The 23,435-nt window shown below is 59.9% G+C and carries 25 protein-coding genes; 9 read left to right on the top strand and 16 right to left on the bottom strand.

The window, feature by feature from the left end; genetic code table 11:
* The first annotated feature begins 33 nt into the window (after positions 1-33).
* Entirely contained in the window at positions 34-1,269 is a 1,236-nt protein-coding gene (locus tag BW974_RS09160) for a lactate racemase domain-containing protein (protein WP_076429830.1), read from the top strand.
* 13 nt (positions 1,270-1,282) lie between these two features.
* Here BW974_RS09160 and BW974_RS09155 read toward each other — a convergent pair whose 3' ends face one another.
* The 3 genes from BW974_RS09155 to BW974_RS09145 all read right to left on the bottom strand — a co-directional run bounded on the left by BW974_RS09155 (position 1,283) and on the right by BW974_RS09145 (position 6,376).
* Positions 1,283-2,887, bottom strand: coding sequence for an SLC13 family permease (locus BW974_RS09155; protein ID WP_084186222.1), 1,605 nt, complete (start codon positions 2,885-2,887; stop codon positions 1,283-1,285).
* A gap of 129 nt (positions 2,888-3,016) precedes the next feature.
* Positions 3,017-5,842 carry an ATP-dependent helicase gene (locus tag BW974_RS09150; protein ID WP_076429829.1) on the bottom strand — a complete coding sequence of 942 codons (2,826 nt, stop codon included), beginning with the start codon at positions 5,840-5,842 and terminating at the stop codon, positions 3,017-3,019.
* Positions 5,843-5,956: 114 nt separating this feature from the next.
* Positions 5,957-6,376, bottom strand: a complete 420-nt coding sequence (locus BW974_RS09145) for an SRPBCC family protein (protein ID WP_076429828.1) — start codon at positions 6,374-6,376, stop codon at positions 5,957-5,959.
* A gap of 118 nt (positions 6,377-6,494) precedes the next feature.
* Here BW974_RS09145 and BW974_RS09140 point away from each other — a divergent pair, with 118 nt between their 5' ends.
* On the top strand, positions 6,495-7,226 hold the full coding sequence (locus tag BW974_RS09140; RefSeq protein WP_076429827.1) for an MBL fold metallo-hydrolase: 732 nt from the start codon (positions 6,495-6,497) through the stop codon (positions 7,224-7,226).
* A gap of 27 nt (positions 7,227-7,253) precedes the next feature.
* Here BW974_RS09140 and BW974_RS09135 read toward each other — a convergent pair whose 3' ends face one another.
* The gene (locus tag BW974_RS09135) at positions 7,254-7,847 is read right to left on the bottom strand and encodes a hypothetical protein (RefSeq protein ID WP_076429826.1); all 594 of its coding nucleotides are present in this window, start codon (positions 7,845-7,847) and stop codon (positions 7,254-7,256) included.
* A gap of 83 nt (positions 7,848-7,930) precedes the next feature.
* On the opposite strand from BW974_RS09135, the gene BW974_RS09130 reads away from it, so the two are divergent.
* Positions 7,931-8,143: a hypothetical protein gene (locus BW974_RS09130; protein WP_076429825.1), complete on the top strand. Its 213-nt coding sequence runs from the start codon at positions 7,931-7,933 to the stop codon at positions 8,141-8,143.
* Here the strand turns inward: BW974_RS09130 and BW974_RS09125 are convergent.
* Positions 8,128-9,213 carry an mRNA surveillance protein pelota gene (locus tag BW974_RS09125; RefSeq protein WP_076429824.1) on the bottom strand — a complete coding sequence of 362 codons (1,086 nt, stop codon included), beginning with the start codon at positions 9,211-9,213 and terminating at the stop codon, positions 8,128-8,130. The genes BW974_RS09130 and BW974_RS09125 overlap by 16 nt on opposite strands.
* A gap of 106 nt (positions 9,214-9,319) precedes the next feature.
* On the opposite strand from BW974_RS09125, the gene BW974_RS09120 reads away from it, so the two are divergent.
* A complete protein-coding gene (locus BW974_RS09120) occupies positions 9,320-10,033 on the top strand; it encodes a DUF4013 domain-containing protein (protein ID WP_368275037.1) in 714 nt (237 codons plus the stop codon).
* Between the two features lie 12 nt (positions 10,034-10,045).
* Here BW974_RS09120 and BW974_RS09115 read toward each other — a convergent pair whose 3' ends face one another.
* From BW974_RS09115 to msrB, 7 genes are all read right to left on the bottom strand, one after another.
* Positions 10,046-10,990 (bottom strand): DUF4013 domain-containing protein, encoded by a 945-nt coding sequence (locus BW974_RS09115; protein WP_076429822.1) that lies wholly within the window; start codon positions 10,988-10,990, stop codon positions 10,046-10,048.
* 87 nt (positions 10,991-11,077) lie between these two features.
* The gene (locus BW974_RS09110) at positions 11,078-11,770 is read right to left on the bottom strand and encodes a DUF4013 domain-containing protein (RefSeq protein WP_076429821.1); all 693 of its coding nucleotides are present in this window, start codon (positions 11,768-11,770) and stop codon (positions 11,078-11,080) included.
* 103 nt (positions 11,771-11,873) lie between these two features.
* Positions 11,874-13,976 carry a ribosome rescue protein RqcH gene (rqcH, locus tag BW974_RS09105; protein WP_076430323.1) on the bottom strand — a complete coding sequence of 701 codons (2,103 nt, stop codon included), beginning with the start codon at positions 13,974-13,976 and terminating at the stop codon, positions 11,874-11,876.
* A gap of 110 nt (positions 13,977-14,086) precedes the next feature.
* Positions 14,087-14,506, bottom strand: a complete 420-nt coding sequence (locus BW974_RS09100) for a hypothetical protein (RefSeq protein ID WP_076429820.1) — start codon at positions 14,504-14,506, stop codon at positions 14,087-14,089.
* 55 nt (positions 14,507-14,561) lie between these two features.
* The gene (locus tag BW974_RS09095) at positions 14,562-15,134 is read right to left on the bottom strand and encodes an SHOCT domain-containing protein (RefSeq protein WP_076430322.1); all 573 of its coding nucleotides are present in this window, start codon (positions 15,132-15,134) and stop codon (positions 14,562-14,564) included.
* Positions 15,135-15,211: 77 nt separating this feature from the next.
* Positions 15,212-15,970 carry an SDR family NAD(P)-dependent oxidoreductase gene (locus BW974_RS09090; RefSeq protein WP_076429819.1) on the bottom strand — a complete coding sequence of 253 codons (759 nt, stop codon included), beginning with the start codon at positions 15,968-15,970 and terminating at the stop codon, positions 15,212-15,214.
* A gap of 192 nt (positions 15,971-16,162) precedes the next feature.
* Positions 16,163-16,564, bottom strand: a complete 402-nt coding sequence (gene msrB / locus BW974_RS09085; protein ID WP_076429818.1) for a peptide-methionine (R)-S-oxide reductase MsrB — start codon at positions 16,562-16,564, stop codon at positions 16,163-16,165.
* A gap of 87 nt (positions 16,565-16,651) precedes the next feature.
* On the opposite strand from msrB, the gene BW974_RS25530 reads away from it, so the two are divergent.
* Both BW974_RS25530 and BW974_RS09080 read left to right on the top strand, forming a co-directional pair.
* Positions 16,652-16,804: an HVO_A0556 family zinc finger protein gene (locus tag BW974_RS25530; protein WP_175609593.1), complete on the top strand. Its 153-nt coding sequence runs from the start codon at positions 16,652-16,654 to the stop codon at positions 16,802-16,804.
* Between the two features lie 129 nt (positions 16,805-16,933).
* Positions 16,934-17,809: a hypothetical protein gene (locus BW974_RS09080; RefSeq protein WP_076429817.1), complete on the top strand. Its 876-nt coding sequence runs from the start codon at positions 16,934-16,936 to the stop codon at positions 17,807-17,809.
* 34 nt (positions 17,810-17,843) lie between these two features.
* Here BW974_RS09080 and BW974_RS09075 read toward each other — a convergent pair whose 3' ends face one another.
* Positions 17,844-18,815 carry a D-2-hydroxyacid dehydrogenase gene (locus BW974_RS09075; protein ID WP_076429816.1) on the bottom strand — a complete coding sequence of 324 codons (972 nt, stop codon included), beginning with the start codon at positions 18,813-18,815 and terminating at the stop codon, positions 17,844-17,846.
* A gap of 69 nt (positions 18,816-18,884) precedes the next feature.
* Positions 18,885-19,340, bottom strand: coding sequence for a hypothetical protein (locus BW974_RS09070; protein ID WP_076429815.1), 456 nt, complete (start codon positions 19,338-19,340; stop codon positions 18,885-18,887).
* A 687-nt stretch (positions 19,341-20,027) separates the two neighbouring features.
* Here BW974_RS09070 and BW974_RS09065 point away from each other — a divergent pair.
* Positions 20,028-20,591 (top strand): hypothetical protein, encoded by a 564-nt coding sequence (locus BW974_RS09065; RefSeq protein WP_076429814.1) that lies wholly within the window; start codon positions 20,028-20,030, stop codon positions 20,589-20,591.
* A 121-nt stretch (positions 20,592-20,712) separates the two neighbouring features.
* Positions 20,713-20,979, top strand: a complete 267-nt coding sequence (locus BW974_RS09060; RefSeq protein WP_245799975.1) for a hypothetical protein — start codon at positions 20,713-20,715, stop codon at positions 20,977-20,979.
* 4 nt (positions 20,980-20,983) lie between these two features.
* Here BW974_RS09060 and BW974_RS09055 read toward each other — a convergent pair whose 3' ends face one another.
* Positions 20,984-21,940 (bottom strand): zinc-dependent metalloprotease, encoded by a 957-nt coding sequence (locus BW974_RS09055; protein ID WP_076429813.1) that lies wholly within the window; start codon positions 21,938-21,940, stop codon positions 20,984-20,986.
* Between the two features lie 61 nt (positions 21,941-22,001).
* A complete protein-coding gene (locus BW974_RS09050; RefSeq protein ID WP_076429812.1) occupies positions 22,002-22,193 on the bottom strand; it encodes a hypothetical protein in 192 nt (63 codons plus the stop codon).
* 111 nt (positions 22,194-22,304) lie between these two features.
* On the opposite strand from BW974_RS09050, the gene BW974_RS09045 reads away from it, so the two are divergent.
* Positions 22,305-23,372: a M20/M25/M40 family metallo-hydrolase gene (locus BW974_RS09045; protein WP_076430320.1), complete on the top strand. Its 1,068-nt coding sequence runs from the start codon at positions 22,305-22,307 to the stop codon at positions 23,370-23,372.
* Positions 23,373-23,435 lie beyond the last annotated feature (63 nt).

Raw genomic sequence — 23,435 nt, 5'->3', positions numbered from 1 at the left:
ACGTTTTCGTGAGTCGGATTCGTATTCGAGTGTGTGAACTCCGCAAATCTCTCGAATCTCTCGCTTCCCGACTGCAACGTGGCAGTTCTCGAACCCCCCGGCGGAACTGCGGTTGACCCGCGCGAGGCCGCCGAGGAGGCGGTCGAAAATCCACACGGACCACCGCTCTCCGAAATCGTCTCTCCCGACGAAACGGTCGCAATCGTCGTCACGGACGTCACTCGCGCGACTCCGGACGATATTCTGTTGGACGTGCTTCTCTCGGAACTCAAAGAGGCGGGCGTGCCCCGAAACCAAATCACGGTCGTCATCGGCCTCGGTCTGCACCGGCCAATGACGGATACAGAAATCGCAGACGCCCTCGGCGAACACGCCGACCTCGCCGAGAATCACAACGCCGATTCGGTGGTCGAAGTCGGTCGGGTAGAATCGGGCGAAACCGAAATCCCAATCGAACTGAATCCGACAGTTGCGAATGCCGACCGGGTGCTTTCGACGGGAATGGTCGAACCCCACCAGTACGCGGGCTTTTCGGGCGGAGCGAAGACCGTGGCCATCGGCGCGGGCGGCGAATCGCTCATTCGCTACACGCACGGCCCGGAGATGCTCGCGCATGATGGCGTTCGACTTGGCCGAATCGAAAACAATCCCTTCCGCGAAACGCTTGACGAGGCGGGCGACGTAATCGGCGTCGATTTCTGTCTGAACGTCACGCACGGGCCGGACGGGGTTCTCGGTGCCAGTGCAGGACACCACCGCGACGTGGTTTTCGACCTCGCAGAAACCGCGAAGGAGGTGCTGTCGGTTCAGGTCGAAGGGAAATTCGATGCCGTCGTCGCGGGCGTTCCAGAAGCGAAGGCCACGAACCTCTATCAGGCGACCCGCGCCGCGACTTACGTCGTCCTCGGCGACCGGAATCCACTGCGCTCCGGCGGCCGCGTCGTCGTTCCCGCCGAACTCTCGGAAGGTGCCGGAGAGGGCCGCGGCGAAAAGCGATTCTACGACCGACTCGCCGGTGCGACCGACCCCGAGAGTTTGTACGAGGAAATGCGCTCTGGATACGAACCGGGCGCACAGCGCGCGTTCGTCGTGGCACGCGCCCTGCGCGGCCACGACGTGTACGTGACGGGAAGCGAGCATCCGGAAGTCGTCGAGGACTGTCTGATGCACGCCCGCGAGTCGGTCGCGGACGCCATCGAACCCAGGAGCGACGTGTTGGTCGTTCCGAACGCGCTTGAAACGCTGCTGGTTCGACCCGTGAGGGATTGACTGGAACCCGAGTTCACCAGAGGACGTGCGGCCAGACGAACCGGAACAACAACCAGATGAGTCCGGTGAGGATGGCCGTCATCAGCAGGTTGAGAATCACACCGGCACGCATCATCTGGCTCTGTTTCAGATAGCCGCTCCCGAAGACGATGGCGTTCGGCGGCGTGGCCACGGGTAATGCGAACGCGAAACTCGCCGCGATGGCTCCCGAGACGGAGAGGAAGACGGCCGCGGCTACGTCGGTGAGACCGAGCGTGGCCGCGAAGACGCCCCCGATGCTGATGAGAATCGGGATGATGATGGTCGCGGTCGCGGTGTTGCTCGTCATCTCGGTGAGGAAGATGACGAGGAGCACCACTGCGCCGACCACGAGGACGATGGGCGCACCCGTGAGCGACGTGAAGACCGAGTCGGCGATCCACTCCGTTGCGCCGGTCGTGGCGAGGGCGTCCGCCAGCGCGATACCGCCGCCGAATAGGAGGATGGTAACCCAATCGATATCGACGAGGTCGTCCCATTCCATCGTATCCGCCAGCACGAGCGCCGGAATCGAAAGTAGTCCGACGACGACGTAGTAGAGGATTCCCTGATGGCCCTCGACCCCGAAGACGCTCGTTCCCTCGCCACCGAAGAGCGTGACCGCCCACGCCGACGGCAGGTACGGCCCGAGGAAATCGCCCAATCCGCCGAGAACCCAGAGGAACGCGGTTGCGGTGAAGATGGCCGCAACGCGCTTACCGCGGGGACTGAGTTCCCCCTCTTCGGCGAGATACCGGCGGGCCTGTTTCCGTGCGTCGCTCACGTCCTCGACCTGCGGCGGATACAGGACGTACGTGAGCACGTACCAGACGACCGGGAGCGTGATGGCCACTATCGGAACGCCGATGATCAACCACTGCGCGAACCCGATTTCGTACCCGAGGATTTCGTTCAGTTGGGACGCGAGCACCGCGTTCGGCGGCGTTCCGATGAGCGTTCCGACGCCGCCGACGCTGGCGGCGTAGGCGGTTCCGAGGAGCATCGACACCTGAATGTTCGAGAACTCGTCCGGCGCCGCGATTCCCCCGTCGGTGGCGGTAACGTCGGTGTCGTCCACCGTCTCGCTCGCCGCTTCGACGTTTTCGCGCCCGAGGACCTGAGAGAGAACGCCGAGCGCGATGGGCGTCATCATCGCGGCGGTCGCGGTGTTCGATACCCACATCGAGAGGAAGGCCGTCGCCAGCATGACGGCGAGGACGAGTCGGCGCGGTGACGACCCCATCACGGACATCATCCACAGAGCGATTCGCCGGTCGATGTCGTACTTCTGGAGCGCGTTCGCAAGCATGAACCCGGCGATGAACAGGAAAATGAGGTGGTCCGCGAAGCCAACCAGCGCCTCGTCCAAATCGGCGTAGACGCCGAAGACGGTGAGGAGGATGGGTATCGAGAGCGCCGTCACGGCCAGCGGGAACGCTCCCGTGACCCACAGCAGTCCCGCGAAGAACATCGTTGCAAGCGCGAACTGCCCCCGAGTCGAGAGTCCGGCAGGACTCGGAGCGCCTGCGATGACTGCGGTTCCGAACAGTGCGATGACGAAGAGGAGGAGGCGACGGCGGGGATTCGACTGTCTTGTCATTGCTAACCACACCCAATTGAATCCATTAGGATTATTCTTTTGGCCGTTTCGAATACAATTTATATCGATATCCCTTGTGGTATCCTCGTTTCGACCGACTCCTTTGTCCTCGTGTCGGCGCTTCGTTTCTCAATCCGTTCCGGCAATTCCCCCTCCGTCCTCGATTCGCTCCAACACGCGCTCGTGGAACTCCTGTAATACCGCGCTTTCGTCCTCCGCGAGCACCACGTCGCTCGCCATCAGCGTTGCGAGGCCGAACGCGCGCGGTGTCGGGGACTGCACCCGGTGTTGGGCGACCTCGATTTCGCCCGCCTGTATTTTTCCGAGGATTTCCTCGACGGCGGAGAGCGCGAGTTTGTCCTCGATGATTTCCCGATACGTCTCCTCTATGACGGCGAACTCGTCCAACTCGTCCGCAAAGCCGAGCAGCATCTCGCTCGACACCTGTTGCTCGCTGGCGGATTTCTCGTATCCTTTGTAGCGTTTGAGAATCATCAGCGAGCGCGTGGCGTTGATGCGGAAATAGCGCTGGAGTAGGTCGGTGCCGGAGAGCGCAGATCGCAAGTCCTCGCGCAGTTCGTCCGGCGAAATATCGCGGAGGATGGCCGGAACGTCCACCTTTCTGTTCAGCGGCATGGAGACGGTAAAGCCGTTGTCCGCGACCGCCACCGTGACGTTGGTGTTTGCCGACTGGGCGCACCGGTAGGCGACGACACGGGAGAGGCCGTCGTTGAACTTTCGTCCGTAGTTCGAGTGAACGTAGTAATGGCGTTTGTACTCGTCTCTGTCCATCTCGATTTCGACCGCGAGACGGGTTTCGGTGCTGACGCTTTCGGAACCGGCGTAGCGAACCTGCTCGTCGAACATTCGGGCGATTGCGCGGACGCTATTTTCGTCCAGCGGGAACCCCCGAAGCCACACCCGAACCGCCGGTTTGCCGCGGTCGGACAGTCGCGAGAGGAGTTCACCCTGAAAGGCGGCGATTTCCCGTCCGAGGTCGTAGGAAAGCGGCAGTCGCTCGGAAAACCACGAAGGGACCGTCGGGCGGGCGTTGGTTCGGTCGGCGTACACCTTCGACCCGCGGCGGTATCGGTATTCGAAATGCTGGCCGCCGAGGACGAACACGTCGCCCTTTTCGAGCGTGTCGAGGTAATTCTCGTCCAAGTCGCCGACCCACTCGTTGTCGGCCCGGGTGACCACGTCGCAGGAAAACGAATCCGGTATCGTCCCGATGTTGGTCATGTAGATTACGCGGGCGAGTCGGCCGCGCTTTCCCATCAGCATTTCATCGACCGGATACTCCGGATAGTGGTACTCGCCGTCCGGCGGGTCGTTGCCGTCGCGCCAGACCTTCGCGTAGACGTTTTTGTCCTCGAGTCCGTCGTAGTCCGCGGTCAGATAACGAAGAAGTGATTCCCACTGCTCGTCGTCGTAGTTTCGGTAGGGGTAGGCTCGCTGGAGCGTGGCTTTCAGTTCGCTCTCGGGCCGAATTTCGTTGATTGCCATCCCGTAGACGTGCTGGGCCGCCACGTCCTGTGCCTGCTCGGGGACGAACACGCGGTCTACGAAGCCCGCTTCAGCCTTCTTCAGCATGACCGCACACTCTATCAGTTCGTCCCTGTCGAGGGCGATAACTCGGCCAGTAACCGTCTGCCCGAGTTGGTGGCCTGCGCGTCCGACGCGCTGGAGCAGGGAGGCGACGCTTTTCGGGGAGCCGATCTGCACCACCAAATCGACGTGGGGCATGTCGATACCGAGTTCGAGGCTCGTGGAAGTCGTCACCACGTCCAAGTCGCCGTCTTTCAATCGCCCCTCGATTCGCTGGCGGGCCTCCTTTGAGAGACTGCCGTGGTGACAGCCAGAATTGTCCTCGTCGTAGCCGTCGAACTGCTCGCGGAGGTTCTGTAACACGCGCTCCGCGCCGGAGCGCGTGTTGGTGAAAACCAACGTGTTCGTGTGGTTTCGGATGAGGTCGTTCAGTTGGTGGTAAAACCGGTCTTGGACGGTTTCCCGAGACGTGTGGATGAGGTCGTCCGTCGGGGAGTGCAGTTCGAGGTCGAATTCGCGGACGAATCGCGTGTCCACGATTTCGTACTCCCGACTCTCTCCACCGGGCGACTTTCGACCGACCAGAAACTCCGCGATGTCCGAAAGCGGTTCGACAGTCGCAGAACAGCCGATTCTCGTCGGGGAGTCCTGTGCGAGATTTTCGAGTCGTTCCAAACTGACAGACAGATGCGTCCCTCTTTTTCCGTCCGCGAGGCTGTGGATTTCGTCCACCACGACGTATTCGACGGTTCTGAGCTTTTCCTTGAATTTCGGCGAATTGAGCAGAATGGCGAGGGTTTCCGGCGTCGTGTTGAGGATGTGCGGCGTCTCCTTTAGCATCTTCTGTCGTGCAGAAGAATCCGTGTCGCCGTGTCGAATCGCGTGGCGAACCTCGCTTACTGGCGAGATGGTGTCTGAAGCGTCGTCGATGCTGTCTGAGTCGGAAGAATCGGCGGCACTCGCCGCCGATTCTTCGCATTCTCCAACCAAATCGTCGCTCGCCATCTTTTCCCGGATGCCCGACAGCGGCACTTCGAGATTTCTGTGGATGTCGTTCGCCAGTGATTTCAGCGGGGAAACGTAGAGACAGTACACCGAGTTTTCGAGTCCGGATTCGCGCTCCCGGCGAAACAGTTCGTTCAGAATCGCGGTAAAGGAGGCGAGTGTTTTCCCGCTTCCAGTCGGGGAGGCGATGAGAGCGTTTTCCCGCTCGTGAATCAGCGGAATCGCGTCGCGCTGTGGCGGCGTGAAGAACCCGCCGTTTTCGGGGACGAACTCGCCGAACGCTTCGACCCACCACTCTCTGACTGCCGGTTCGAGAAGGGCCAACACATCCTCGTCCGCGAGTTCGACCGATTCCGGGTCGAACTCTACCCCCTCGCGGGCCAACAGCGTTCTCCCATCCATTTGTTCCGGATTGGAAGCGGGCGACAAAGAGGGTTATGCCAGCGGAGTGAAAGTGAAATCCGTCTGTTCGGAGCGTGAGGGCCATCTGGTAATCCGGAGTGGTTCCGTTATCACTCATATACCCTCGTCGGCGAGTCGGTCGATTCGGGAGAGCGCGCGCTGGCAGACCGGGACGTAGCCCACCGCGAAAAGCGGGAGGGAGAACACGACGCGACAGCCGTTTCGGTCGGCCAGCTCTTCCACTCGATGGCCCGTTGCTGGAAGCCCTGCGACATCCCACGACCAGTAGAACTCGTCGTAGGTCGTGATTTCGAAGGGCAGTTCGAGTCCGAACGGCGTTTTGATTCTCCCGCTCGAACCAAGTCGAATGGTTCTATCGGCACACTCCACCGCCCACACCGATGGCCCCCATTCCGGCCAACAGGCCGTATCGGTCAGCACGTCCCAGACGCGCTCCGCCGAGGCGTCGATTTCGCGCGAAACCGCGAGATAGCGTCCGTTGGAATCCCGTTCGACGCGAACCTCGTTCTGCATGGCTGAAAGACGGCCGGCAAATGCAAATCGTTAGTGGCGCGACTCCCTCGAGCCGACGCCCAACGTTACCTTCCAGCACGGCTGAACCTTTTTCACCCTCCCGCACGGGACTCCACACATGCGAGTCACATTCCTCGGCACGGGAAGCGCGATGCCGACCGGCGAGCGGTTTCAAACCGGCCTCGTCGTCGAAGACGACGGAAATCGCCTCCTCGTGGACTGTGGCAGTGGCGTCCTCCACCGCCTTCAGCAGTCGGGAATCGGTTACGAAAACATCTCTACCGTTCTGCTGACTCACCACCACGTAGACCACGTCTCAGACCTCCTCCCGCTGCTCAAAGCCCGCTGGCTTTCGGGGGAAGAACATCTCGAAGTCGTCGGTCCGAAGGGCACGAAAGCCCTGCTCGACGGCCTGCTCTCGGTTCACGACTATCTCGACGGCCGGGTCGAACTCCAAATCCGCGAAGTCGGCGCACAGGAGTTTTCCGTCGCGGGATTCGACGTGGAAGGCTTCGAAGCACGACATTCGATGCCCTGCCTCGCCTACCGATTCGGCGACGATTTTACTTTTAGCGGCGACAGCGAGGCGTTTTCGGGACTCACAACGTTCGCGGACGGCTGTTCCGTCCTCGTCCACGACTGTTCGTTCCCCGACGAGGTGGACGTAGCGAACCACCCGACGCCGACACAACTCGGCGAGGCGCTTTCCGGTGTGGACATCGAACGGGTGTATCTGACCCATCTCTATCCGCACACTGACGGCAAACACGAGGCCATGGTGTCCTCGGTTGCGAAGAACTACGACGGCGACGTTCGATTCGCGGAAGACCTGTTTTCGGTCGAAATCTAATCGCGGTTTTTCTTCGTCCGGGGTTATCTACCGCTCGACCGTGCTCTCTCGCGGTTTCGCTTCAGCATCCGATTTCTCGCTGTCTCCTCCGACGTGAATCACCTGCTCGGGCACGGTGAAACTGGTGACACCGAACGGCAGTTCCCGGTCACGAATCGTCACGATTCGTCGCAAACGAAGTTCCCCATCCACATGCAGTTCGTCGCCGTCGAACCGACGTTCGAGTCGGAGGGTTCCGGAACCCTCCGACTCGATTTTGGACGTTCCGATGTTTTTCGGAAGCGAGTCGAAATCGTCCGTCCAGACGAGATTACAGGCCGTTTCGCCGCCCTCCGTGTGACCGAATCGAATCGTTCCGCCGATGATTCGCGCATCGAGCGTGCTGTCGTTGTCGAACCCTAGTTCGACAACGACGGAGCGACCAGACTGATGCGAATCGCTGTCGCTCCCGGACTCCCCATTTCGCTCCGCGCGAACGTCGGCGACGGAGAGGTCGTCAACCAGCGGGCCGAACAGTTCGTGTTCGTACCTGTCGGAGAGTTTGAGGCCGACGACTGGAACCAGTCTGACGAGATAGTACACCGCCACGATGGCTAACTTCCCCACCAGATACAGCCACATTGAGCCGAAATTTGGTTCGGATTTCGGTTAAACGTTCCTGCCGATGGAAAAACAATATGATACTGTCTGTCGTACTGTAACGAATGGACGCCCAAACCCTGACTGCCGGAAACGGCGCAGTGATTCGAATCGTCCTCTATCTGTTGGTTTTCTGGCCGACCGTCGGCTACTACGTCTACTGGGATTCGGCCCGCCGCGAGCACAATCACCCGATTGCACGAGGAATCGCTGTTGGCTTTCTCGGTCTCGCGGGACTCATGCTGTACGTCTATCGTCGAAATTACTCTAATCGGTAGCGGAGCAAAGCCGCGATTCCGCCGAGGTTCGACAACTGCTCGCCCGGCGCGAATTCGTGGGAAAAGACAGTCACGTCCCCGCCTTTCCTCTCTACGTCGGTGATGACCTCGTTCACGTCGATAGCCCACTCGCCGCCCGCTTCGTCCTCGCCGAGCGCGCCGCGCTCCTTTCGCAGACGTTCGTCCAGCACGAGTAGGCGTTCGACCGCACCGAAGTCGGCGGCTTTCGCTACCTCCTCGATACCGTAGGCGGCTTTCGCACCCTCCGCCATTCGCCGCATCAGTTCGTCGATGAGTTCCGCTTCTTCGCCGATTCGCGTTTCTTCTTGTACCTCGGCGACGGCACCGCGTTTCAGCACTTCGTGGACACCCCTGTCGCCGACCGCACTCACGTCTACTTGCGTGATAAGGTCGGTCAACTCGGAATAGTTCTCCGCGATGTGGTCGTAAGCGTCCTGTTTCGTGAACCCCGGCCCGGCGAGGATGATTGCGTCCACGTCGAGGTGGGACAGCGCCGACGCCAACTGCTCGAACAGTTCGGTTCGACCGCCCGCGTACTCGCCTTTGCCAGTCGTTCCGGTGAACGATGTGTACTCGTCGGCGCCGTACTGCGCGACGGTGTGAATGTGGGCTTGACCTTCCTCCACCGTGGCGATGGCGACATCCGGGTTTTCGGTCGCTTCCACGGCGTCGTCCAGTCTGTCCAACTGGTCGCGTTTCCACTCCTTCTCGATGGATATCTTGTCTCGTTCTTCGACGTTTATCGTGTGATGTAGGCCCAACTGGTCTTCTCTCGAACAGTCCGTGATAACGCCGCCGACGCGAACGCGGTTGGCGAACCGATGAAACTCGACGTCCTCCACGTCGAGCGTGATGTGCATGTGTTCTCGCTCGCCGCCCGTGTCGCGCATCTGGTCGTCCGCGCGCTGTATGCGCCGGGTGGTGTCGCCTGCGACGCTGTCACCCGGTTCGAGAAGATAGGTGAGATGCCAAAGGTCGTCCAGACTCTCGGGAACGAGCGTGATTCGCTCGCGGTTCCCGTCGAGGGACGTTCGGTCGTGTATCTGCATGGCTGAAACTGCGTTTTCCGATGATAAGTGCCCTGCTATTCGGAGCGTTCGGTCGTGCGGTTTGGAAGCTATCAGACAGGCTTAAATGCGACCCATCTGATATACCATCTGGTATGTTAGAAGACGCATTATCGTATCCAACGAAAGGGGACAACGGCCTCGCACGGTTGCTCATCGGCGGCGTCCTGTTGTTTTTTCCATTTTCATCATTCTCGGATTTATCGCGATGGGCTACGTCATCGAGACGCTGGCCGCCGTTTCGCGCGGTGAAGAAGTGCTTCCGGCGTTCGAGGATTGGGGTAACCTGCTCGTGCTGGGTCTGAAATCGTTCGTCGTCAACATTGCCTACACGATTGTCCCGACTCTCATCATCATCGTGTCGCTCGTCGTCGGACTCAGCGGCGCAGGTAGCACGGACACGAGCGGATTGGGTGCCGGTTTGGGTATCGTCTCCCTCGTCGGCGTGCTGGTTGGATTCTTCCTCTCACTGCCAATTGCGTACATCATCCCGGCGGCCTACACGAATCTCGGACGAACCGGAAAGATGGGTTCGGCGTTCGACTTCGAGACGCTCAAACCAGTCGTAACTACCAAGAAATACTTCTTCGGCGCGCTGTTTTCGTTCTTCATCTTCATGGCCGTTGGCATCGTGTTTACCATCGTCTCCTTCTTCACGCTCGGCCTCGGCTACGTGTTCTACCCGTTCGTCATGTTCTGGGTCTACCTCGCCGGAAGCTACATGTTCGGCCTCGCATTCAAGGAGACGACACAAAACCAGCAAAATCAGCCGCCGGAAACGAACGTATCGTTCGCGAACTGAAAACCGCTTTTTTTACTCTCCGTTTTCCGACCGTCGGGAGCGTCTGCGCTGTTCCCGCCACGCCGCGGCTTCCGCCCCCCATTCGGGCCGTTCGTCGATGCCGCCCGCGACGACTTTTCTGTCGTCTTTTTCTCCCTCGTCCATTCGTCGGTTCTCGTTTCGGCGCTCTTCTATCCGTCGCCTATTCGGTTCGATTCCAATTGGTTCGGATTCGATTCGGATGGGTCGGTGCTGTTCGTCCGTCACCGGACGGCCGGTTGCCATCGCGTAGCCACGCCCGAAGCAGTAGGCGGCGGCCACCTGACAGTAGAAGTTGATGCCTGCGCCGACGAGGTGACCGATGCTTTGAACGGCGCTCACGAGTGTCGAATCACCGTAATCGCCGAGGAGAACGCCCATCGCGATGGTTCCGCCGAGAAGAGTGTAAACGACCGACCCCGTGCCGACGAAACAACACCCGACGAACCAGCGACACAGATACCGCGTATCGAACGAAACCGACCGAATCGTCCCCCAGTCGAGCGCGGCACGTAGCCGCCGTTCTCGCACGAAGTGGGTCACCAACGCAGGGAGGAAAACCAACACAGGTAACGCTACGGTGAGGAAAAACAGCGAGAGAAAAACGAAAAAGAGAACGCCGACGAAAGCCCCGCCGAAACCGATTTCACCGAGGAATAGCGAGAACAGGCCGATTACGGCGAAGCATGCGACGCTGATACCGGCATAACAGACGAGAACGAATCCGGACAGCAAGCCGTTTTCGAACAGGTCGTCCCAGTTTTCGAACGAGGGAACGGATTCGCCACGCGAACTCGAATCCAGCACTCGCCCGATGTAACCGACTGCCAACACCATCGGAATCACGAACACGCCGAGCGCGCTCAGCAGCAGCCCGATGACGACCGTTCGCCGCGGACGGTCGCCGGAAACGGGGTATCGAAGCGCGTCGGCTATCACTATTCTCTCGGAGACTATCTTTTCAGGACAATTAGTTGTTCCGGGTACAACTATCCTTGCACACAGGTGAAAAGGAACGGTGAACTATCAGACCGCCGGTCTGCGGTCGTCCACTTCCGGTCCTTCACGCAGTTGGTGTTCGGTGGCTTCCGCATACGACCGAGCGTAGATGTACGCCGCCGTAACCTGCGCGTAGAAGCCGAGGAACACTGCCGCCAGCCAGCCAATCAGCGGAACGACGGAGACGACGCTCACGATGACACCGGCCACGACGATGACGCCGAGTGCGAGGAGCCAACCGGTCGCGTACTCCCTGTCGCGGACGATGGGCGTGAGCGATTCGTAGTCGAATCCCGACCCCATCGTCCCCTCTTCGGCAAATCGGACGAGCGCGGCGGGCACCAGGTACCAGACTGCGAGCGTCGCAAGTAAGGTCGCCAGACCGCCGAACAGGGCCACGAGGCCGCCGATAAACGGCGCGTCGTTTGCGAGCGCGGCTCCTCCACCGACGAACACCGCGGCGAGTATCGCAGGCACGAGGAAGTAGACGAGCGTTATGATGGCGGCTTTCAGGCCGTCAACCGTGAGTGTTCCCCAATCGCCGAACGTCGGCGCGTCGATGTCGCCCGCCGACACGCGGCGCAGGACGCGAATCACGTAGCCTTGTACGATGAGCGCCGGGATGATGAGGAAGCCGAAGATTGCGAGTACTCCGCCGATGAGTACTGTTTTTGCGGCGTCATCACTGTCCTTCAGATAATTGATGCTTTCGTTGAACATTTTTGTCCCCCTGAGCGCGGTTTTGTGCAGTGCGCGAAACCGCTGACTCTACCAGAGAGACGTTCGCTAAGAGCTTAATCCTTCTTTGCGAAAACTGGACGTGTCAGTCCACCATTCGACTGCCTCCGGCGGGCAAGAACTCCTGAATCAGGTCGGGACTCGCCACCTTTCGGACGAAGGAAGTGTCTTTGAATCGCTCGCGGAACTCGCGGTACAGTCGCTTCGCGGCGTCGTTCTGGGCGTACTGGCCCGGTTCGACTTCGATGTGCGTTTCGGCCTGCGATTCGATGGCCGACGGCGGGCCGCCGATGACGCGAGTGTGCGGTTCCACGGTGATACCGACCGCGATGCCGACCGGCGTATCGTTGAAGTAGGTTCTGTCGCCGCGGATGGCGAACGCGCCCTTTTCCAGATATTCGCCGCTTTCGGGCGTCTTCGACACCTGTTCTGGCGACACCACGTAGGCGTCACCCGAAAAGCGTCCGTCTTTCCAGACCGACGAATAGGACACCGCGAACTGGGCGGCCTCCTCTTTGCTTTGGTCGGGTACGTCAATATCTTTCGACGGTTCACTCGGGTCGGACGTTTTCAGGATGGTAATCGGGCCGCCGTGGGCCTGCGAGTGGAAGAACAGGTCGGTTTTGTCCATGTATTTTTTGACCAGTTCCTCGTTCTGGTCGGCGTTGCGCCCGCCGATAACGAGGAAGCCGTCGGAGGTTCGGAACCAGCGGAATCGCTCGTACCACTGCTCTTGGTTCCGAATCGGAATCGACGCCCGCGATAGCCAGTCGATGTCTTTCGGTTCGTCGTCTTCTCGCGCTTCTGCCGGTTCCGCTTCCCACTCTTCCTTTCGTTTTTTGACGGCTTCGAGTTCCTCGCGGGTGTCCTCGATTGCGGCTTGTGCACCTTCCTTTTTCTCCTCGATTCGTTTCGCTTCTTGATACAGGCGGTCTGCGTTCTTCTCGACGCCGTCTTCCGGATTCAGCGTGATTTCGGTGTCGTCGATTTCGACGGTGACGGTTCCCTCGCTTTCGTCGATTCTCTGCACGGCCGCCGCCGCTTCGATTCCGCGCTCCGCGCCCTCCTCGAATCTGGCTTCGATGTCCGCCCACGGCGTGTCCTCGGCACGGGCGTTTTGCACCGTCGAGAGGATTTCATCGACAAAGCCGTAGTTGCCGTACAGCAGTTCCGCCTTCTCGCGCTCGACGTCCGCCTGCTGTTCGAAGCCCTCGATTGCGCCCTGCTGCTGGTCGATGATGCGCTGTTGTTTCTCGATTTGCCCTTGGAAATCCGGCTTCTGCGGTTCGTGTGCGTTCGCTCCGCCGCCGTCGCCGTCGTCGCTCAAATCGAGGTTCGTGAAGTAGTCGTCCAGTGCGGCGTTGAACGAGTCGAACGCTTCCACGTCACGCTCTTCGTACTCTTCGAGCGGGAACGGCGTCACGTCAACCCGAGTGTCGTCCTCGTAGTAAACGCGGGGGTCGAAGTCGCCGGTTTCGAGCGGTTCTTTGAGTCGCTCGATGGCGGCGTACAGTCGCTCGTACTCCTCCTCGCCCGCGTCGGTGATGTCCATCGCTTTCTCGACGTTCGCGCGGGTACAGACCTCCTCCGCGTACAGGCCGCCGAAGTTGAGTTGGGTCGCCAACGTCCGAACCACGTCGGTGTCCGAATCGTTCATCCGGTATTCGAACTCCTCGTACGCTATTTCGAGCGGGTTCACCCGCGAGTCGGGGAACTCGTAGCGCGAACCCGGGGCGACGGTTCGGGATTTGAGTCGAACCGTATCGAGGCTGTCCACGACTTCGTAGTTCTCGCCCAGCACGGCGATGTTGCCCTGCCCGAACAGTTCCGCGACGATGGTCGTATCGCCGTCCTCGCGCCGGAACTCGAACTGGAGGATGCGGTCGAACTCGAACTGTTCGACGCCTGCGAAATCGGCTCCCGAGAGCCGATTTCGCAACATCTTGGCGAAGTTCGGCGGTCTGCCCGGTGCGGCCGGAACGTGTTCCGGCGCGGCGGTGTGGGCGCGTTTGATTTCGCCCACTTCGATGAGTAGTTCGAGGCGTCCCCGGTCGAAATCCCGCATCTTGAGGCGCAGGAGGTCGTCGCCGTAGAGGTACGCTTTATCGACCTTCGCGCCCTCGTAACTTGCCAGTTCGCGGACGACGGCGGCGAGGTCGATGCTCGAAAGCTCTCGCTTTCTGTCCATATCCGGATTTTCTCGGGCGGGAGGAAAGGCGTGTCGTTCGGCAGGCGTCTCGTTCGGCAGGCGGGTCGGCGACCTGCCTACCAACTTTTGTCGCTGATTGCTTTCGTCGTTCAGTTTCGTATCCACGATACGAGCCATCGGGCACCAGCACCGACGACGTAGGCAGGAACGCCGAAGACGAGCGCAACCGCGAGTCCTGTGAGAAGGGCCATCCCAACCGACGACGACGGATAAACGAGGTTGAACAGTCCCAGTGGAAGAAAGAATCCGAGTGCGGGGGCCGCGGCGAGCGCGAGACAAATCAGCAGTCCGTCGTTCCAGTAGGCGGCCACGAGGGCCGGAACGACGACTAAGAGCGCGAGGATTCGAATGTCGAGTCCGAAAATGAACGAGGTGGGAGATACTTCGGGCGGAGTGTGCGCGAGAAACGTCAGAACGAACACGAGGAATGCGAGGCCCAGCAGTCGCTTCGAGAGCGCGAGATTCCGGCCGAGCATGATGCCGCTGTGTTCGGTTTCCACGGAGGCCATGGCTAAACTATCTTTCAAGTAATAATAATTCTTCAGGTTGGAATCCGTTTCCGACTCATTCGCCTTCCGAAGTCGTTTCGGGTGGACTGAAACTGTCCTCCGCATTTTCGACGGTGTTCGTCGCCCGCAGTTGTGCGTATTTTCGCTCGAACTGCTCGTCCGTCAGTTCGCACGTGGCATAACGATGGCGGAGTGCGGCGACAGCAGCATCTCCGCCGTCGTCACTGGCGAGCAATCTCTCCAATCGGTGTTCGAACTGCTCCTCGCTCACCTCGCCGTGGGCGTATCGCTGGCGGAGTTCGGTGAGGGCGTCGTCAGTCGTGTAATCGGTGTCGGCGGAGCGGTTCGTCGCGTTGTCGATGTATTTCTCTGGCTTGCTTTCGTCGTTCTCTGAAGGAGATTCGACAGCTGAAGAGGTATCCTCTGGTTCGTCTTCCTCGGCTTCTTCTGGTTTCAACAGGAGATGTCCACCCAAGCACAGTCCGACCAGAAACCACAACAACAGCGCCCCGGAGACGCTCCCCCCGATGTAGGCTCCGACCCCGCACAGAGAAAGAACAATCGCCACGAACGCGATGATGACCTTTCTCGTGGAGAGTTCGATTGTTTTCTCGTCCGGACGGTCCATAATCGAGCGATAGAGATAACGGGTGAAAAACAATCCGAATGAGACGATGGATTCGACGCGGTTTCGCTCGCTCGAAATCACGTCTTTACGAACCGCTCGGTGCCTTTTTTGACGATGGACGGGAATCGCTGGGCGAGATACAATCCCGCTTTCGTCTTCCAATCGGTCATGATAACCGGGTCGGTCGATTCGATTTTTTCGGCCAACTTTCGCCCCACGTCTGCGGGGTCGCTCAGCATGGATGCTGGATAGCCCAGTTTGGCCGCAGAACGGGTGTTCGACAGAGCGGGATGCATTATCGTGCACGAAACGTTCTCGTTCTGCAGTTCCAGTCGCAGGGTGCGGGTGAGTGCCTCGACCGCACCTTTCGTGGAGGCGTACCCCGAGAGGCCCGGATGGCCGACGAGTCCGACGCCGGAACTGACGTTGTGAATGATACCCGAATTTCGGGATTTCATGTGCGGTAAGACGGCCCGAATCGTCCGAACGTACCCGAAGTAGTTTACTTCGAACTCGCGCTTCGTGTCTGCAAGGGTCTGCTCCTCGAAGGGGGCGAAATTGAATACTGCGGCATTGTTGACCAGAATATCTATCCGACTCCACTGGTCTAGGATTTCGTCAACCGCGGCTTGGACATCCTCATCCACCGTCACATCACATCTGTGGAACTGTACGCGATTGGGGTTCGTTTCCTGAAGCGACTGGACGTTGTCCCCGTTAACATCCAAACCGGCGACTCGGTAGCCGTTTTCGAGTAGTGCGGTTGACATGTGATAGCCGATTCCCTCGTTTGCACCTGTTATGACGACGACTCGTCCATCCTCGGCAGTACTCATAGAGCCGTTTAAACGACCCTCAGTGTCATCATTCTATTGATAGTACGGGGCTCTGACTGAATGATGGCAAACCAGTTTTGCGCCGTGACGCGGGTTAGAAGTTGCCTCCCGACCCGAGCAGGGTGATGTCCATATCCACTCGTCTATCTATCGGATGAAAACAAAATCAGTCGTACAGACGAAACTGCCGGACTACTCTCCGTCGAAATCCATCGCCACGCTGTTGATGCAGTAGCGTTGGCCGGTCGGTTCCGGGCCGTCATCGAAGACGTGACCGAGGTGGCTCCCGCAGTTCGCACAGACGACTTCGGTTCGAACCATGCCGTGGCTTTTGTCCTCTCGGGTTTCGACGTTCCCTTCGGGCACGTCGTAGAAACTCGGCCACCCGCAGTGCGAATCGTACTTCGTGTCCGAATCGAACAGTTCCGCGCCACAACCGGCGCAGACGTATGTTCCGTCGTCCTTTCTGTCGAGGTGTTCGCCGGTTCCCGGACGCTCAGTGCCCTGTTCACGCAGGACGTGATACTCCTCGTCGGAGAGTCGCTCGCGCCATTCGTCCTCGTTTTCGGGCAGGTCGGATTGCTGTTCGCTCATGCCTATTCGTAGTGCGCCACGAAGGATAAACTCCCTGTAAGGTGGGCCAGCAAATTCATAGCGGGGGCGATGAAACGTGGGAACGAGATGAGTTTGACGACCCAGCCGAGCGTCATCGGACGCCTCGAAGGAGAGGATTGCCAGTGGTGCCACGACGGCCGACTGAAACAGGGCACCTACAAAGGAAACGACGCGGTCGTCTGCGACGCCTGCGAGACGCCCGCCGCACAGCTCTGGTGAGGAGGCTGGCCGAACCGTCTTCCCTGACCGAACTGCCGTCCTCCGACCGAATCACCACTCAACTACCATCTAACCGCCCTCCGATTTTTCGACGGAATGTATATGCTGTTGACACACAGTGAATAGAACGTGTCCTCCAACGGTGCGCTCTCCGACGAGACGATTCGATGGTCGCTCGACCCGACTGACAGCCGTCTCGCACTCGTCTGCTTGCACGGTGCCTACGGAATCATCGGCGGCGTGACGCTCATCGTCCTTCTCGGAATCGCGCTCGTCGGCGTGACGACGGTGCTTTCGGGCCAGTTCGAGATTCTCGCGCTCGCCCTCCTCCTCGGATTGATCGGCGGGCCGTTCTCCCTGCTCTATCTGCTACCACTGGTTACCGAGTCGAACCAACCGGTATTTTTGGGATTTGCCGAGCATCTTCGACCCCTCCCGCTGGTCGGCTCGTCGATTATCAGCGCAGTGGCACTCATCGGCACGGTGTTTGTCGTCTCGTGGCTACTACTGCTCTTTCCAGCTTTCTACGGAGCGATGCTCGTCGTCGTCAGGACGTTCGAATCCTCCGGCGAGTTAGACCCCGTTCGGCGCGTTCTCACAATCGACGGCACCAACTTTCGCCCCGCCCGCGAACTCACGTTCGACGACTACGACGGGTTCCGCCGATTCGAACTCGCCGGAATGACCGTTTTTCGGCTCTCCTCCGAGGCACAACGCCTGAGCAACAAACAGTGGCTTACGGTTCCTGCGTCGGTCGCACCGGACGTCGAACGGGTTATGGAAGATGGAATCGGCCACGAACCGACGAGCCAACCGACCGAAGTGAATCGAACTGTGCAGGCGACGCTCGTGACGTTCGGTCTGCTACTCGTCGGCACTGCCGCAGGAATCGTCGTCGTGGGGCGCTCCGCGGGTCAGGACGTTGTGGTTTCGCTTCTGCTCGCGTCGATGGTCGGCGTGTTTGGATTCATATTTCTGTATCTCGCCTACGATTACCGAACCTGAGGCGGGTTCCACGGTGCCGCGGAATCCGAAACCACTATCGAACCTGATTTTGCAGGTCGTCGTACTCTCCGGTTTCGCCCACGCGCCGAACGTTTTCGGCGACAATATCCGCTAGTCGGGCGAAATATTTCGGCGTGTGGCCCGCCATGTGGGGCGTGATGAGGACGTTTTCGAAGTTCCACAGCGGATGGTCTTCCGGCAGCGGTTCGGGGTCAGTCACGTCCAACGTGGCCCCGCGAATCTGATTTCCACGAATCGCCGAGAGGAGCGCGTCAGTTTGTACGACTTTTCCGCGAGCGACGTTCACCAGCACGGCACTCGGCGGGAGCGTGTCGAACGCCGCGGTGCCGACCAGACCTTCAGTCTCGTCGGTCAGCGGACACGCCAGCACGAGGTAGTCGGTTCGGGAAAGTGCGTCGTGCAACTCGTCGAATCCCAACACTTCGTCGGTCGGGCCGCCCTTTTCGGATGAGTAGCGCACGCCGATGGTTTCCACGCCGAAACCGTCCAATCGTTCGACCACGGATTTCCCGATTGCGCCCAATCCGACGACGGTCACGGTGCTTCCTTGCAGTTCGTCCGCCTGAAAATGCCGCCACTCTCTGCGGGACTGCTGGCGGCCCGCGCGGAGAAAATCACGGCTAAACGTCAAAATCGCACCGAGGACGTGTTCGCCGATGTTGGGGCCGTGAACCCCAGAGGCGTTCGTCACCGCCACGTTCTGTGATTCGAGAGCATCCAGCGGCAGATGGCCCGTCCCGGCGTAGGCGCAGGCGAACAGACGCAGGTTTTCCGCGTGGCTGAGCAGTTCTTCGTCGATGCTCATGCCCGCCACGATGTCGGCGTCGGCGATGAACTCGCGTTCTTCCTCGGGCGTTCGCGCGTGGAGAATTTCGTGATTCGGCAGTCGCTCTCTGAGTTCGGCGACGTAGTCGAAGACGGGCATTCCGTGGGTTCCGCGTCGGAGGACGAGAACTGTGGGCGAGTCGCTTTCTGCGTCGGTCATGGCGTTCGGTTTCTCCCGGAGGGAAATAGAACTGGGTGTCCCGGTAAATGACCGACCCGAGAATCGGAGTTACGGCGCGGCGTCGGCGGATTGCAGTTCCGTCCGAACTCTGTCTTTCAGATAGTCGATGAGGGCTAACGAGGTCGGAACCGAGACGCAGAAACCACCCAACAGCGCCCAATCGCGGAGCGTCAGGTGAACGCCCAGCACCGCCATCGCGGCGACGAACGTCAAGACGGCCCCGGCGACCATCCCGACCGTCTGCACGGCACGGCGAAACCGGAATCGCTCGGTGGGGCGCGCGACCAGATTCTCCGCGGCGACTGCCAGTCCGAACCCTTCCACGATGCCGAGCAGGGCGTAGAGCGCGACCGGAAGTTCGGGGAGTGGGTCTGGAAGCGCGACAATCGACACGACTGTACAGATGCCGAGGACGCCGACGACCGGGTGTTTGATTGCAGATAGCAGTCTGGCGGTCGGGTGGTTCGTGTCGCGGAATCCGAGGTCGGCGAGGTCGTACGTCATATATCAGCGTCCGATGGAGTTCGTTATCAATCTTCTACGAAACTGAAATCTCTCAGACGGCGTTTTTCCGACCGTTCGAGTATGTCCTCGCGTGTCGTTTTTCGTCTCTTTTTGATCAGAGTTCGCGGTTCCCGACAACACATACCGCCACCGCATCCGCCCGCAAGCCTCCCCCAACCGACTCCTTCACTCGCTATCGCTCGTTCAATCGTCCCTCGCGTGATATTCCGCAGACCCTCGGCGGTGAACGCCTCGGGTCTGCTGGCGCACGCGCCAGTGTGCACTCATGGGGATTCTGGCAGTCCGGATATGCGATTTCGACAGTCCGGATTTCCAATGGCGCGCGCTGGCACAGGGATGAGGACTTCACGTCCGAAGACCTGTGCTGGCAGCGCGCGAGGGATGAGGCTTGCAAGACGCAGAGCGACTTGCTGACCTGCGGCCGTAGCCTGCAGGCATCGCAGGCAGAAAGCCGAGAAGCGCAATCGGTTGGGGAGGCGTGTGGGCGGTTACAGTAGCGGTTATTTTGGAGTCGTGATTACCTAGCGAAACCTCTTCCAAAAATCACTTTTTGTAGTAGTTGCACAATCGATATTCCGAAAAATCGAGTCAAAAACTCCGACTCCGTATCACGAACTATCCCGTAGAAGCGACACGTTAATCTCCCCGGCGTGTCACGGTGTACCTATGCGGGTTCGAGAGTGGCAGGAAATCCTACAGGACGTTATCGACCGCGACGTTGACCCGGACGGGTGGCGGGCCGCAGGGGGACAGAGAGCGGGCGGTGTCGGCGAAGATTTGTATCTCGGCCACCGGAAGGCCGGACTGTATCACCTGAAAACCTACGCGAAAAATCCCTACGAGGTTCGCGGCGTGGGGGCGCGCGTCGCCCGGAAGTTGGACGACGAAATCGGAAGCTATCTCCCGGAAAAGAACTCCCGCGAGGGACGTTTTGCGGTTCGAAATCCTGAGGAAAAAACGCCCGACGAAAAAGAAGCAGAAGCGCGCGCAAAACATCTCGGCGAGGTGCTGAAAGCACACGCCGACGCCCCGACATCCGGCGCAGACCTCTTCGACGACGTGATGGAAGTCGTCGAGAGTCCGGCGTTCGGCCCGATGGATTTCGACGGCTACGACCGCCCCGAATCGGTGAGCGACCTCGGAGAGACGTTCGAGGAGAGCGAGAAACTGCTGACCGAGGAACTGGACGACCTCATCGACGAAGACGAAGTGGGCAGAGGATTCCAGTAGTAATCACTCGATCGCGTACCCGAATTTCTAGTCCGAATCGCAGTTCCACTCGGAACCTCGTCCCGTCGGGGTTTAAGAACCTCCCAATCGCGCCTGTTTTCATGGGGGCAGTACACCCGGAATGCGGCGATGGTACGCAGGTGAATCTCCGAAATCAACGAGCGACGCGCAAAAATCGGGTGCGATGATGGTCACCCCGATGAGTCGTGAAGACCGGTCGTCGGCGATGAGTCGCCTGAAAATCGCAATCGTCCTGTTGGTCGGCGTGTCCGGCGGCCTCATCGCGTTTCAGAGCGGCGCGGACACGGTCGGGATGCTCGCCGCAACCGTGAGCGGTCTTCTTCTCGGCGTACTGTTGACGTGGTATCTAACGTGGATTACGCGGTGATTTCCTATTCGATTCGCGCAAGCCACCGTTCCGGATGGTCGAGTTCGTCGTCGCTGGGCAGGTTCTCCGGGCCGTCCCACACTTTCGTCGCGGTTTCGACGCTTTCGGCGTCAACGACGTACTCGAAGAACTCCTTGCCGCGTTCGTACTGTCTGCGTTTCATGCCGAGGCCGAGCATCCGCCGAACGAGTTTCGAGAGGGGGTTCATCCCCTTCCGCCGAGCCTCGATTTTCCGCCGCAGGTCTTCGTACTCGTCGTCGAACGCCTCGTCCATGAGGAGTTCGGCGTAGCCCTCGACGGAGGTCATCACGGCGTCGAGTTCGCGGAAGGCTTCGCGGTCGACTTCGCCGTGGGCCAGCGCTTCGATGCCGGACTCCATGCGCGATTCGAGGTGGCCGGAGAGCCACGGGGCCGCGCCGAACTCCGCGGCGTGGGTCACTTCGTGGAAGGCTATCCAGCGCCTGAATCGGTCGAAATCCACGTCCAACTTTCCGGCGATGCGCTCGATGTTCGGATGGACGAAGTAGAGCGCGTGGTCGTCGCCCTCGCCGTCAGCGAGCAAAAGAGGGTCGTATTGCCCGAGGACGTTGTTGCCGAGGAGGGCGAGCATGAACGACATCGTGCCCGTGTTGACGACGCGGGAAACGCCGGGGAGCACCGACGGCCCGTGTTCCTCCACGGGTTCCATCACGCGCTTGAACGTGGTGATGTTCGCGTCTATCCAGTGGTGACGGTTCTGGATTTCGATGGTGTCCGGCACGTCGAACGAGACGCCGGAAACCTCCCGAACGCGGGTGCGAGCATCACGAACGTCGGTCGCGTACCCTGTTTTCTGTTCGGCGGAGAGTTCGATAGAACCCGGTTCCGTCGCAGACTTCGCCGCCTCGGCGACCGCGGCCCAATCGATTGGGCCGTTTCCGGACGCGCCGGTGACGGCACGCACACTACGATAGAGATTCACGCGGTTACGTTGTAGTTGCGCGGACAAAATCCTTCTGTCCGCGCCGATTTCGATACCTCTCTTACTCCCGGCGTCGATTTCGGAGGAGTGCCAGCACGATGACTGCGAGCAGAATCAGCACCGGGGCGAGTTTCCCCGTAATCGGTGGCGGTTCCTCCCCACCGTCGGTTTGGCCCCAACCGAGTTCCGGTTCGTTCTCGCCCGTGTTGAGCGTGAAGTTCGGTTCGTGTAGGTGTAGTTCGAAAACCCCCATAGTCATCCATTCAACGATGTCTCCCTTATCGGTTCGGGATAGTTCTCTATCGAATTACATGATGTAGCGATGTTCGGGAAGTTGAAGACACACCATCCCTCGTGGTTCGATATGCACGAACGACATCGTGAGTTCTTACAGACATTGCTGACGACACCCAGTCCGTCGGGATTCGAAGTCCCCGGACAGCGCGCGTGGGTCGAGTACGTCTCCGAGTTCGCGGACGAAGTCCGAACGGACGAGTACGGGAACGCGGTGGCCGTCGTCGAAGGTGACGGCCCCGAAATCGCCTTCGCGGGCCACGCCGACCAAATCGGCCTCATCGTCGCCGGTATCGACGAAGATGGATTTATCCGCGTCGATAAAATCGGTGGCTCCGACAGAACCGTCACGAAGGGACAACAGGTCGATATTCACACCGACGACGGCGTGGTCAACGGCGTCGTCGGCCAGCGCGCAATTCACCTGCGCGACCCCGCGGACGACGAGTTCGAAGACATCACCGAACAGCACGTCGATATTGGCGCGAGCAGTGAAGCGGAAGCCAAGGAACTCGTGGACGTCGGCGACCCCATCGTCTTCACCCCGAACATCGAGGAACTCCACGGCACGCGACTCGCCGGGCCGGGCATCGACAACCGCGTTGGAACGTGGGTTGCCGCGGAAGCACTTCGCCGCGCGGCGGACAAGGGCGCGGACGCGACAGTCTACGCCGTGAGTACCGTGCAGGAAGAAGTCGGATTGCAGGGTGCCAAGATGGTCGGCTTCGACCTCGACCCCGATGCAATCGTCGCCGTGGACGTGACCCACGCGATGGATAGCCCTGACGTGACCAACGAAGAGCAGTTCAAGGACATCGACATCGACCTCGGCGGCGGGCCGGTCGTCGCACGCGGCAGCACGAACCACATCGAAGTGGTCAAAGCAATCCGCGAGGCGGCGAAAAACGCCGATATTCCCGTCCAGCTGCAAGCCGCGGGCATTCGAACGGGAACGGACGCGGACGCCTTCTACACGGCCAGCGGCGGCACGCCGTCGCTCAATCTCGGTTTGCCGAATCGCTATATGCACACCCCCGTCGAAGTCATCGACACGGATGATTTGGAGTTATCTGCCGACCTACTCGCCGAGTTCGCCGTGCGAGCGAGCGACCGCGATGGGTTCTCGGTTGATCTCTAAATTCCGGTCAAAACGAAGGTTTCCGACTCGCGTTCCGGTACGTTTATGAACGCAAACACTGGG

The sequence above is a fragment of the Haladaptatus litoreus genome (assembly GCF_900156425.1).
GTDB classification, from domain to species: Archaea; Halobacteriota; Halobacteria; order Halobacteriales; family Haladaptataceae; genus Haladaptatus; species Haladaptatus litoreus.
This window is presented reverse-complemented; position numbering and strand designations above follow the sequence as displayed.